The sequence below is a fragment of the Halochromatium sp. NSM3 genome, from assembly GCF_059621085.1.
In genome coordinates this window covers 21,048-31,933 of the sequence record NZ_JCAQIA010000037.1, presented here as the reverse complement: position 1 = coordinate 31,933, position 10,886 = coordinate 21,048, and the positions used below count along the sequence as shown (strand labels likewise).

Genomic DNA, 10,886 nt, shown 5'->3' with positions numbered 1-10,886 from the left:
GGCACAGCACCACAGGGTGAGGAGCCATGCGCTGCGTCGTGCACGCGCGGTGCGGGCCTCGCGCCGTTTGTCTCCCAGATCCAGATCCCGAAACTCCTCCGCCGCCCAACCCATGTCCCACCCCCCACTGATTATCATGCTTTACAGCATGTTACCGGAGGTGTCTGGAGTTGTGTGCAACGAGATGGGCCAAGGCCTGGGGCAAGTCACCGGTGGCCATCGCGAATCAGGCCGATCTGGCGATCATCACCACGCTGCTGGTGCATCTGATGCTCGCGCGCTGCCTGCCGGGCAAGCCCGCTCAAGATGAAAAGGCGTTGCGTCAACAGGGCCTCGCCGATCAGGCGGTCGGCACCGAGCGTCCGCCCTGGAGTGCGCCGCTGTACCGCTATACGTCGAAACTGAGCCGCTAGGTGCTGCGCTTCTTGAAGCTCGCGTTTCTCAAACCGGCCTCGCCACAGCTCTATGATCGGCAGCTGCGGCCGTTGTTGATGGCGTATCTGTGATGGGGAGCCGGACACTGTTGCGAGTAGGGATAAATTTTTACCCCCACTTTTACCCCTACTTTGGAGCTGGCTCTTACGAAATTATAGTAGACTTTAGTGGATGTCGCGAAGCTGAAGGAGACGCGTACGGTTATGTATTATATAGGCTTTATAGACAATCCTGGACCTAGACGCATTCAGAGTTACTTAACTACGAACCAGGTGGTCGGAGGTTCGAATCCTTCCTGGCGCGCCATCTCCTACTCCCCTTATGTACACCTAACCGCAAGGTTATTGGCAAGACCGAGCAAAACCCGCTCGTCTCAGTGCGGTGAAGCCAGCTTCAGCCCGACGATGCCGACGACGATCAGGCCGACGAAGAAAAAGCGCCCCAGCGTGGCCGGCTCGCTGAACACCAACAACCCGATGACGAACGCCCCCACCGCGCCGATGCCCGTCCAGACCGCGTAGGCGGTGCCCATCAGAATCGTGCGCTGGGCGAACAGCAGTAGTGTGCCACTGCCGAGCATCGAGAGCAGACTGAAGCTCAGCCAGCCCCAGCGCAGTCCGTTGCTGGAGAGTCCAAGCTTGAGGCCAACCGGCCAGCCCCATTCAAAGATCCCAGCGATGATGAGCGCGATCCAGGCCATAGGAATGCCAGGTGAACAGCCCGAGCACTCGCACTCACCGCGCTTCGGCCGTACTGCCCTCGATCTCCGTAACCGGCTCGGCGCGACCGCCGAGTTGTTCGGCGAGGAACTGCTCGATGCGGGCATTGGCATCGAGCCGGTTCTCCGGTCGCGCGAAGCCGTGACCTTCGTCGGGGAAGACGATGTAGCTGACCGGCAGTTCCTTCTCGCGCATCGCGGCGACGATCTGATCGGCCTCGGCGATCTTCACGCGCGGGTCATTGGCGCCCTGTAGCACCATCAGCGGTGCCTCGATCTTGTCGGCATGGAACAGCGGCGAGATGCGCCGGTTCAGCTCCGGGTCGTTCTCGACATCGCCGACGCGCTTGACCAACTGCTTCTTCATCGGCGCCCAGTACGGCGGCACCGATTGGAACAGGGTCTCGATGTTGGAGGGGCCGACGAGATCGACCCCGCAGGCGTACAGCTCGGGCGTAAAGGCAAGCCCGGCTAGGGTCGCGTAACCGCCATAGGAGCCGCCGTAGATGCAGACGCGCTCGGGATCGGCAATGCCCTGCGCGATCGCCCAGCGCACCGCGTCGGTGAGATCGTGCTGCATGGCGCCAACGCCCCACTCCTCGTTGCCGGCGTTCAGAAAGGCCTTGCCGAAGCCGGTGGAGCCACGGAAGTTGACCTGCAGCACCGCGTAGCCACGATTTGCCAGCCATTGCGCCTGCGCGCTGTAGCCCCATTCGTCGCGCGCCCAAGGTCCGCCATGCACCAGCAGCACCAGCGGCAGTTGCTTGGGCTCGACGCCGAGCGGCAGGGTCAGGTAGGACGGCAGCGTCAGACCATCGCGAGCCTGGATCTCGACCGGCTGCATCTTGGCGAGATCGTACTCGGCCAGCTCCGGCCGGGTCACGAACAGGCGCTCGGCCTTGCGTGACTCGCTCGGTTCGCGCGGCTCGGGTGATTCACGATCATAGAGATAGTAGGTCGCCGGCCCATCGTCGGGCTGATCGACGAACACCCAGCGATCGTCGGCCAGCGTGCGGCTGGCGATCGTGACCGCGCCCTCCGCGACCTCCTCCAGGTAGGCCAGGTCGTCGGCGATGCGCGGATCGATCACCGTCCACTCCGGCGTCAGGTAATCGAACTCGACGGCTTGGATGCGATGCTCGGTCGGGTGCATGACCACCGAGCCGACATCGGCCTTCGCGTCCTTGGCCAGTTCGGCGCTGACCGCGCCGGTCTTGGCGTCGATGGCCAGCAGCCGGGTGGTATCGGAGCCGAGCGAGCTGGTGACGAAGAGCTGATCGCCCTGCTCATTGAACGCCAGCGCGCCGCCGTTCTCGCCGAACGGAAAGCGCAGCAGCTCGCGCCAGGGCTGATCCTCGGTGTCGCGCACGCGGATGATGTCGTCGCCGGTCTCGGGATCGGAGGCCTCGGCGGCGCGGATGCGGAAATCGGCATCGGTGAGCCAACTGACCACATCGCCCGGATTCTCGGTGTCCAGCGCGATCTCGCCGCTGTCGAGCTGCACCCGGTACATGTCGAAGACGCTCGGATCGCGTTTGTTCAGCCCGACCAGGACCTCGTTCGGATGCTCGGGATAGGTCATCAGATTCTGCGCGCGCACGCCCTCGAAGGGCATCAGATCCCGTGCCTCACTGCCATCCAGCGCCACCGCGTAGAGGTGCCAGTTTTCATCGCCGCCCTCGTCCTGCACATAAAGGATGCGCGAGCCATCCTCGGTCCAGCCATAGTTGCGGATGCCGCGTTTTTGATCATCGGTGATCTGGCGCGCCTCCTCGCTGCGGTCGGCCGGCTGCACCCAGACGTTGAGCATGCCCTCGGCGGACGGCGCAAGCCAACTCAGATAGCGGCCCTCCGGCGACAGCCGCGCCTGGGCGCGGGTTGGATTGCCGAACAGGACCTCGCGCGGGATCAGTCGCGGCAGTCCGTCTCCAGCGGCTTCCGTAGCGGCGAGATTGGATGCGGAACCCGATGCGGGGTTGGAATCCGATGCAGGATCAGCGGCATGACTCGACATTGAGCTGCTCATAAGGAGAGTGAGGGCGATCAGCAGGGCGGAGGCGCGAAATGAACGAAGGAACATAGGCGGCGATCAATCTGATTGGGCTTGGCCTTGCCGGGCTTGCCGGGCCTTGTCGATCAGCCCCTCGGCGATCTCGAGCAGCTCGGCATGGGTCTTGGCGCCCTCGTTGAGAACCACATAGCGCCCGTCGACGATGAACATCGGCACCGCGTCGACGCGATAGCGGGCCGCCAAGGTATTGGCCTTGGCGAGCGCCGCCTCGACGGCGAAGCTGTTGTAGACCTTGGCGAAGGCGTCGCGATCGAGCCCCTGCTCGGCGACCCAGTTGAGCACGGCCTTTTCGGTATAGAGGTTGGTGCGCTGCTTGGTCACGGCATCAAAGACGGCCTGATCCACTTGGTCGAGCTTATCGGCGAAATCGAGCGCGAAGTAGAGTCGCGCCAAGCTCTCCCAGGCCGCGCGCCCGAAGGTGACCGGCACGCGCTCGAAGCGCACGTCGCTCGGCAGGTCATCCGCCCACTGCTTGGCCAGTGAGTTGATGTCTGCGCAATGCGGACAGCCGTAAGAGAAGAACTCCAACACCTCGATCTCGGTGCCCTCTGGCGCGCCCTGAGCGCTGCCGCTCAGGGCGCGCCAGTCGCGTCCCTCGACGAGGTCGGCGCTGGCCGCGAACGGGCACAGCAGGAAGGCCATGGCGGCCAGCAGGCAGGCGCTGAAGCGCCATCGCATTATCTCCATCATCAGTTCCTCCGCGAGACATCCCCTCAACGATCATCACAGGGTTTATTGCTGTTCGAGCACTTGTGCCAGACGTTTCGGCTCAACGAAGCCGGGCACCATCTGACCGTTATCGAGCACGATGGCCGGGGTGCCGCGGATGCCCATCAGCTCACCGAGTTCCATGTGGCGCTCGATCGGATGGTTGCAGTCCTGACTCTGCACCGGCTGGCCATTCTTGGCCTTGGTCATCGCGCCTTGCTGATCGTCCGCGCACCAGACCGCGACGGCCTTATTGTAGGACGGGGTATCCACACCGGTGCGCGGATAGAATAGGTAGCGCACGCTGATGCCTTCCGCCGCATAGGCATCGATCTGCTGATGCAGCTTGCGGCAGTAGCCGCAATCGATATCGGTAAAGACGGTGATCTCGTGCTCGGCGTTGGGAGCCTCGAAGACGATCATCTCGTCCTCGCCGAGGGCGTTGATGGCACGCAAGCGCGCCTTGTTCTGGGCCGCGTCGGCCAGATTCTCGCGCGTCTCGAGGTCGACGATGGCGCCATCGATCAGATAGCGGCCATCGCCGGTCATGTACATCACCTGCGGGCCGATCTCGACCTGGAACAGGCCATCGATCGGGGTTGGCTGCACGCTGGTCGGCTTTGCATCCGGCAGCACCTTCGCCAGTGCCTCACGGATGGTCTGTGCCTCGCTGGCGCTGAGCGCCGTGCTGGCGACCAACAGCGCCGCAGCGACGGCCATTCCAAGCCCAAAACGCTTTGTCATCCTGGTGTCCTCAGTGTCGATAATGTGTTCAAAAGGGACCGATTCAGATCGGCCGCAGTAGCGGTGGCGGTGATCACAACGGGCGATCACAAAGGCGGGCAACATAGAGCATGCGAGCCTTGAGGTCTACTCCCGGGCGGTTGGCGAGCCCGATCAAGCCCGCGGATGGTGTTTGGCATGCAGTTGCTTGAGGCGTTCGCGCGCGACATGGGTATAGATCTGGGTGGTCGAGAGATCAGCGTGGCCGAGCAATAGTTGTACGACGCGCAAATCGGCCCCATGGTTCAATAGATGGGTTGCGAACGCATGCCGCAGGGTATGCGGCGACAGCGGCTTGATGATCCCGGCCAGCGCCGCGTAGCGTTTGATCAACTGCCAGAAGGCCTGGCGCGTCATGCAATCGCTGCGCTGGGTCGGGAACAGATAATCGCAGGCGCGTGCGCCGAGCAAGACGGCGCGCGGACCGCGCGTGTAGCTCACCAACCAATCGGTGGCCTCTTCGCCGAGCGGCACTAGGCGCTCCTTGTCGCCCTTGCCAGTGATGCGCACCACGCCTTGGGTCAAGCTGACGGCATCCGGCCGCAGTGTGACCAGCTCAGTGACGCGCAGACCGCTCGCATAAAGCACCTCCAACATGGTGCGATCGCGGTGACCACGCGGATCATCGGGATCGGGCGCTCCCAGCAAGGCCTCGACATCGGCCTCGGTCAGCGTCTTCGGCAGCGGTCGCCCGAGCCGTGGCGCGTCGACACGCTCGCTCGGGTCTTCGTGGATGGTGCCCTGGCGTCTTAGATGCCCATAGAACTGCCGCAGACAGGATAGCACCCGTGCCGACGAGCGCGGCTTGCGCCCCTGCTGCGCAAGCAGTGCAAGGTAGTCGAGTAAATCGGTGCGCTGGGCTCGGACCAGGTCGCGCTGGCGCTCGCGGCTCAGCCAATGGTGAAAGGCGCGTAGGTCCGATTGATAGGCCGCGAGCGTATTCGCGCTCAGCCCGCGCTCCAGCCAGAGGGCGTCGGCGAAGGCCTCGATGATTCTCAGGCCCGCATCGGCGTTGGCGCTCATCGATCCCCCTCACCCGGCGCGAGCACCTCGGCCTCATGCGCCAGCAGCCAGCGCTTGATACGTAGCAGGCGGCCGCCGCGATCGCCGGCAAAGCCGCCGAGCCCGTTGGCCGCGACTACCCGATGACAGGGTATGCGCAGCGGTACCGGGTTGGCCCGGCAAGCATTGCCGACGGCGCGCGCGGAGCTTCCGAGTTCACGCGCGAGCGCGCCATAGGTGCGCGGCTGACCAGCAGGGATAGCCGCGATCAGCGTCCAGACGCGGCGCTGAAAGTCGGTGCCAGCCGGCTCGACGGCGCATTGGAAGCGATAGCGAGGATCGGCGAAATAGGCCTCGAACTCGGCCCGCAGCCAAGCGGGCGCGTTGGCGAGCCGGCGCGCTCCGATCCGGTCCGAGCCCGAGCCCGAGCCCGAATCCGATGCCGGATCGCACGGAAATATCGGCGCCGATTCCTTGGAGCCGAGAGCCGGTTCAGGGTCTGGCTCGGAACCAGGCGCCGAATCGGGTCCCCACCCCGGCTCCAGATCAGGCGCCAGCAGCACGCGGCTGAGCCGCTGGCCCCGCCAACGGACGCCAAGGATGCCGAAGGGTGTCGCAACCTCGCTGTAATTCATCGGGCTGAACGGGTTAAGGTATCGGGATGAACAGTATCAACCAGAGCCTAACGATGGCCAAGCCTTGCCCGTCATCCGAACGTCAGTCGATCGACGCGTTTTGGCTGCGTATCCCGCTCGAGCAGCTCTCCTCCGCGCAGTGGGAGTCGCTCTGCGATGGCTGCGCCAAGTGCTGCGTGACCAAGTACGAGGACGAGGACACCAGCGCCATCCACTACACCGATGTCGCCTGCCATCTGCTCGATCAGGAGCGCTGCCAGTGCGGCGATTATGCGAATCGCTCCGCGCGCGTCCCGGACTGCGTCACACTGACGCCCGAGACCTTGGCCGAGCCCTACTGGCTGCCCGAGACCTGCGCTTACCGCCTGGTCGCCGAGGGTCAGCCGCTGCCGGACTGGCATCCGCTGGTGTGCGGCGACCCCGACGCGGTGCATCGACTCGGCCAGAGCGTGCGGGGTCGGGTCGAATGCGAGACCACCGCCGGCGATCCCCTGATGCGTCTGATCGCGTGGATTCGATGAGCGCAATGTCCGAGACCAGATCAGCCGACACCGCCGCGTCCAGCCATCGCCCCACCGACGCTCAGGGCGCTAGCGCCCAGCATCAGCATCAGCGAAGCCTGGTGCTGGCGTCCACCTCGCCCTTCCGACGCGAGCTGCTGGCCCGCTTGGGCCTTGCGTTTGCCACGGCGGCGCCGGACTGTGACGAGACCCGGCTCGGCGACGAGCCGCCGCAGGTGCTGGTCCAGCGCCTCGCCGAGGCCAAGGCTCGCGCCGTCGCGCCCCGGTTTCCGGAGGCGCTGATCATCGGCTCGGATCAGGTCGCCTGCCTCGGCGACCAGGTGCTCGGCAAACCCGGCACCCGCACACGGGCGCTCGAACAACTACGCGCGGCGTCCGGCCGCAAGGTCGCGTTTCAGACTGGTCTCTGCCTTTACGACGCCGCCAACGACCGGGCCGAGGTCTGTTGCGAGCCCTATCGCGTCTGGTTCCGGACACTCTCCGAGGCCGAGATCGCCGGTTACGTCGATCGCGAACAGCCCTTCGGCTGCGCCGGCAGCTTCAAATCGGAGGGGCTCGGCAGCGCGCTGTTCGAGCGTCTCGAGGGCGATGATCCAACCAGCCTGATCGGACTACCGCTGATTCAACTCGCCGCGCTGCTGCGCTTGGCCGGGGTCGATCCGCTGCGCGCCTAAACCCTGATCCCGGCATCGGCATCAGCCCCGACCCACGCCAATCACCGTGCCTTCCGAGCTGGATTATCACGACCTTGAGCAGCTGCGTCGCTGGCTCATCAGGAGCGCCTGAGCGCGCTGCGGCGGCGGGTGCTGGTGCTCGATCCGGCACTGTACATCCAGGGCCTGTCGGATCTCTGCCCTATCTGAGGGAGGGCACGGACGCGCCGGTCAGCTCGACGAGCCGGTTGGCAAACGTGGTGCCGACACGCTCGGCAAAGCGCTCGAGCAGATCGCGCTGCTGGCTGTAGTCGATCACCTTTTCGGTGCCGACGATCTCCCTGGCGACAGAGGCGGCACTGCCAAGACCATCGCTGAGGCCAAGTTCGAGGCTCTCCTGGCCAGTCCAGAACAGCCCGCTGAACAGCTCATCGCCGCCCTGGAGGCGATCGCCGCGACCTTCCTTGACGGCAGTGATGAACTGCTGATGGAGGTTGTCCAACAAGCCTTGGATGAACTCCCGGTCCCAGTCGTCGAAATCCGAGAAGGGATCGAGGATGCCCTTGTGCTCGCCGGCGGTGAGCAGGCGGCGTTGGATGCCGAGTTCATCGAGCGCGCGCTGGAAGCCAAAGCTATCCATGCGCACACCGATGGAGCCGATCAGGGTCGCCCGGTCGACGTAGATCGCATCGGCGGCGCTGGCGATGTAGTAGGCCCCGGAGGCGCAGACATCGGCGGCGACGGCGTACACCGGTATGTCTGGATAGCGGTCGCGCAGGCGGAGGATCTCGTCGAAGACATAGCCGGACTGGACCGGGCTGCCACCGGGGCTGTTGATGCTCAGGATGATGGCCTTGACCTTGTCCGCCTCGAACGCCTGATGCAGCCCCTTGATGATGCGCTCCGCGCTCGCGCTGGTCTTGTCCGCGATCAGCCCTTCGATCTTGATCACCGCCGCGTGCTCGCTGGTCGCGCCCATCGAGTCGCCGAGGCCGTCGAGGACGAGCGTCGCCGAGAGCAGGATGACATAGGCGAGCAGACCGACTTTGAGCACCAGGCCCCAGCGTCGCGAGCGCCGTTGCTGACGCAGGAACTCGACCGCGAGCCGGTTGATCAGGGCACGCTCCCAGTGCGGGTCGTCGGTGACCGGCATCGGGTCGCGGTGAGCACGCTCAGCGCGTGTCCAGCGGCTGATCCAGGAGGGTAGCTTCATTGTATTCGGTGTGCGACGGCAGTCAGGAGTGGAGTGAAGGGTCAGCGCAGCAGCCAATCCGAGAGCACGGCGATCGAGGGCGCACAGGCCAGCGGTTGCAGCGCGAGCAGCCGTTCCGGCATCTGCGTGCCATAGCCGACCGCGAGCACCCGCACGCCGGCATTGTGCGCCATCTGGAGATCGTAGTCGGTGTCGCCGATCATCAGGGTGACGGCGGGCGTGACGCCGAGTTCGTCCATGAGTTCATGCAGCATCCCCGGATGCGGCTTGGAAAAGGTCTCCTCGGCGCAGCGCGTGGCATGAAACCAAGGCCGCAACCCGGTTTGATCCAGGGCTTGATCCAGCCCGCAGCGGCTCTTGCCGGTCGCGATCGCCAGCAGCCGACCCTGGGCGTGGAGGCCCTCGATCAGTGCCTTGGCGCCGTCGAAGAGCGGCGTTGGGGTGGCATCGGCGACCAGATACTGGTGTCGATAACGGGCGATGAGTTCCGCGAGCGCATCCTCGCTGTCGAACCCGGGCAGGCGCCGGATGGCCTCCTCGAGCCCGAGGCCGATGACCTCGCGCACGGCGGCCGAGGACGGCGACGCGAGACCGAGATCCGTGAAGGCCGCCTGCATGCTCGCCACGATGCGCCTTTCCGAATCCATCAGGGTTCCATCCCAATCGAACACGACAAGTTCGATCTCTTGCAGCCCCAAGGCTGCCTTACTGCTTAGGTCCATGATCAGGTCCAAGGTGTCTCCTCGAGTCGTTTCAAGACCGCCTCCAACGCCGCTGGGAGCGGTGCCGTGACATGCACGGGCGGCTGATCCTCCCGTGGGCGAAAGCTCAGGGCCGCCGCATGCAAAAACAAGCGTTTCAATCCGAGCGTCTCCAGACGGTCATTGGTGGCCAGGTCGCCGTATTTGGGATCGCCCGCGACCGCCGCGCCGAGGTGGGCCGCATGCACCCGGATCTGATGCGTCCGGCCAGTCTCCAGCTCGGCCTCGACCAGGGTCAAGGCACCCAAGCGCTGGCGGACGCGAAAGCGGGTCCGCGACGGCTTGCCAGCGCGCGGATCGACCCGCACCACACGCTCGCCGCCGCGCACACGGTTGGTGCTCAGCGCGGCGGTCACCTCGATCTCGGCTTGCGGCAATGCGCCACAGAGCAACGCCAGATAGCGCTTGTCGACCTCGCCATCGCGCAGCTGCGCATGCAGGCGCCGCAACGCACTGCGGCGCTTGCTGATCAGCAGGCAGCCGGAGGTATCACGGTCGAGCCGGTGCACCAGCTCAAGCTCGGCGCCGGGGCGCATGGCGCGCAGGCTCTCGATCACGCCCAGGTTGATACCACTGCCGCCGTGCACGGCGAGACCGGCGGGTTTGTTCAGCACCAGCACCAGGTCGTCTTCATAGAGCAGCGCCTCGGCGAGGCGATCCTGGAGTCGGGCCGAGGGCGCGATGGGCGCTCCCTGTTCCGGTCGGCGCAGCGGCGGCAGCCGCACCTGGTCGCCCTCCGCGAGCCGCTGCGATGGGCGGGCGCGGCCCTTGTTGACGCGCACCTCACCGCGCCGCAGCAGCCGATAGACGAGGCTGCGCGGCACACCTTTCAAACGCGCCAAGAGGAAATTATCGATGCGCTGGCCGGTGGTCTCTGCGTCGACTTGGACCCATTCGACCCGAGGACTGGCGCGGTTTGGCTCAGGCGCTGGCGTAGGCTTCGGCGGCGTGCGCCCCGGCGTTTCCGCGTGGGTACTCGAGCGCGGCTTCAGCGCCGAGGCGCGCGACTTGCCGTGCGCCGAGGGCGCGGGCCGAGGGCGCGCGCCGCGCGGGTGTTTCGTCGACGACTTCGGGGTCAATTGCCGGTACCGAGAAAGCTTGCTAGCATTCGAGACTTGCGCTGTGTGCGAGGGTGCGGTATCGCGCCCTCCGCGATGGGGAGGAGCAGCGCATATTCAGGAGGCGTGCCGAGGGGAGCGCATTGGATCAAGTCGTGGTCGTCCCACAAGGTCGGTCTAGCCGAGTGCCTGCTATCCAGGGCCAGATCCACTGCGCGGCCCTGCGCCAAGCCAACAGTATGGCGCATTGTCCAACCACTGCGACACCCTGCCGTTCCCGACTCCCTACAGGTTTCAACGAGCAGCGGCTCTGCGCCGCTGACTCGAC

13 protein-coding genes are annotated in these 10,886 nt (G+C 65.4%); 3 read left to right on the top strand and 10 right to left on the bottom strand.

Annotated features, from left to right (window positions below; all coding sequences use genetic code 11):
* Positions 1 to 114, bottom strand: a 114-nt coding sequence (locus AC54T3_RS14205) for a transposase DNA-binding-containing protein (protein WP_496625751.1), incomplete at its 3' end; no start/stop codon positions are given.
* Between the two features lie 56 nt (positions 115 to 170).
* Here AC54T3_RS14205 and AC54T3_RS14200 point away from each other — a divergent pair.
* A complete protein-coding gene (locus AC54T3_RS14200; RefSeq protein ID WP_496625745.1) occupies positions 171 to 413 on the top strand; it encodes a hypothetical protein in 243 nt (80 codons plus the stop codon).
* 395 nt (positions 414 to 808) lie between these two features.
* On the opposite strand, the gene AC54T3_RS14195 is transcribed toward AC54T3_RS14200, so the two are convergent.
* From AC54T3_RS14195 to AC54T3_RS14170, 6 genes are all read right to left on the bottom strand, one after another.
* Positions 809 to 1,135 (bottom strand): DMT family transporter, encoded by a 327-nt coding sequence (locus tag AC54T3_RS14195; protein ID WP_496625743.1) that lies wholly within the window; start codon positions 1,133 to 1,135, stop codon positions 809 to 811.
* Between the two features lie 34 nt (positions 1,136 to 1,169).
* Entirely contained in the window at positions 1,170 to 3,167 is a 1,998-nt protein-coding gene (locus AC54T3_RS14190) for a S9 family peptidase (RefSeq protein WP_496625741.1), read from the bottom strand.
* Between the two features lie 75 nt (positions 3,168 to 3,242).
* The gene (locus AC54T3_RS14185; protein WP_496625739.1) at positions 3,243 to 3,914 is read right to left on the bottom strand and encodes a thiol:disulfide interchange protein DsbA/DsbL; all 672 of its coding nucleotides are present in this window, start codon (positions 3,912 to 3,914) and stop codon (positions 3,243 to 3,245) included.
* Positions 3,915 to 3,956: 42 nt separating this feature from the next.
* Positions 3,957 to 4,676: a DsbC family protein gene (locus AC54T3_RS14180; protein WP_496625738.1), complete on the bottom strand. Its 720-nt coding sequence runs from the start codon at positions 4,674 to 4,676 to the stop codon at positions 3,957 to 3,959.
* Between the two features lie 153 nt (positions 4,677 to 4,829).
* Positions 4,830 to 5,738: a site-specific tyrosine recombinase XerD gene (gene xerD, locus AC54T3_RS14175; RefSeq protein WP_496625736.1), complete on the bottom strand. Its 909-nt coding sequence runs from the start codon at positions 5,736 to 5,738 to the stop codon at positions 4,830 to 4,832.
* Positions 5,735 to 6,352, bottom strand: coding sequence for a methylated-DNA--[protein]-cysteine S-methyltransferase (locus AC54T3_RS14170; protein ID WP_496625735.1), 618 nt, complete (start codon positions 6,350 to 6,352; stop codon positions 5,735 to 5,737). The genes xerD and AC54T3_RS14170 overlap by 4 nt, the downstream gene beginning before the upstream one ends.
* Positions 6,353 to 6,405: 53 nt before the next feature.
* Between AC54T3_RS14170 and AC54T3_RS14165 the strand changes: the two genes are divergently transcribed.
* Together AC54T3_RS14165 and AC54T3_RS14160 are read left to right on the top strand one after the other, a co-directional pair.
* Positions 6,406 to 6,873, top strand: a complete 468-nt coding sequence (locus AC54T3_RS14165) for a YcgN family cysteine cluster protein (RefSeq protein WP_496625749.1) — start codon at positions 6,406 to 6,408, stop codon at positions 6,871 to 6,873.
* 5 nt (positions 6,874 to 6,878) lie between these two features.
* Positions 6,879 to 7,547: a Maf family protein gene (locus AC54T3_RS14160; protein ID WP_496625733.1), complete on the top strand. Its 669-nt coding sequence runs from the start codon at positions 6,879 to 6,881 to the stop codon at positions 7,545 to 7,547.
* Positions 7,548 to 7,728: 181 nt separating this feature from the next.
* Here the strand turns inward: AC54T3_RS14160 and AC54T3_RS14155 are convergent, their stop codons facing one another.
* The 3 genes from AC54T3_RS14155 to AC54T3_RS14145 are packed head-to-tail and all read right to left on the bottom strand — an operon-like array spanning position 7,729 to position 10,579.
* Complete coding sequence (locus AC54T3_RS14155; protein WP_496625731.1) at positions 7,729 to 8,739, bottom strand: S49 family peptidase; 1,011 nt, start codon at positions 8,737 to 8,739, stop codon at positions 7,729 to 7,731.
* A gap of 41 nt (positions 8,740 to 8,780) precedes the next feature.
* Complete coding sequence (locus AC54T3_RS14150) at positions 8,781 to 9,461, bottom strand: HAD-IA family hydrolase (protein ID WP_496625729.1); 681 nt, start codon at positions 9,459 to 9,461, stop codon at positions 8,781 to 8,783.
* Between the two features lie 2 nt (positions 9,462 to 9,463).
* The gene (locus tag AC54T3_RS14145; protein ID WP_496625727.1) at positions 9,464 to 10,579 is read right to left on the bottom strand and encodes an RluA family pseudouridine synthase; all 1,116 of its coding nucleotides are present in this window, start codon (positions 10,577 to 10,579) and stop codon (positions 9,464 to 9,466) included.
* Between the last annotated feature and the right edge of the window lie 307 nt (positions 10,580 to 10,886).

Bases quoted from the DNA above. Each gene is read 5' to 3' on its own strand.
- AC54T3_RS14195 (WP_496625743.1), bottom strand. From the start codon at position 1,135: ATGGCCTGGATCGCGCTCATCATCGCTGGGATCTTTGAATGGGGCTGG.
- AC54T3_RS14190 (WP_496625741.1), bottom strand. From the start codon at position 3,167: ATGTCGAGTCATGCCGCTGATCCTGCATCGGATTCCAACCCCGCATCG.
- AC54T3_RS14185 (WP_496625739.1), bottom strand. From the start codon at position 3,914: ATGATGGAGATAATGCGATGGCGCTTCAGCGCCTGCCTGCTGGCCGCC.
- AC54T3_RS14180 (WP_496625738.1), bottom strand. From the start codon at position 4,676: ATGACAAAGCGTTTTGGGCTTGGAATGGCCGTCGCTGCGGCGCTGTTG.
- xerD (WP_496625736.1), bottom strand. From the start codon at position 5,738: ATGAGCGCCAACGCCGATGCGGGCCTGAGAATCATCGAGGCCTTCGCC.
- AC54T3_RS14170 (WP_496625735.1), bottom strand. From the start codon at position 6,352: ATGAATTACAGCGAGGTTGCGACACCCTTCGGCATCCTTGGCGTCCGT.
- AC54T3_RS14165 (WP_496625749.1), top strand. From the start codon at position 6,406: ATGGCCAAGCCTTGCCCGTCATCCGAACGTCAGTCGATCGACGCGTTT.
- AC54T3_RS14160 (WP_496625733.1), top strand. From the start codon at position 6,879: ATGTCCGAGACCAGATCAGCCGACACCGCCGCGTCCAGCCATCGCCCC.
- AC54T3_RS14155 (WP_496625731.1), bottom strand. From the start codon at position 8,739: ATGAAGCTACCCTCCTGGATCAGCCGCTGGACACGCGCTGAGCGTGCT.
- AC54T3_RS14150 (WP_496625729.1), bottom strand. From the start codon at position 9,461: ATGGACCTAAGCAGTAAGGCAGCCTTGGGGCTGCAAGAGATCGAACTT.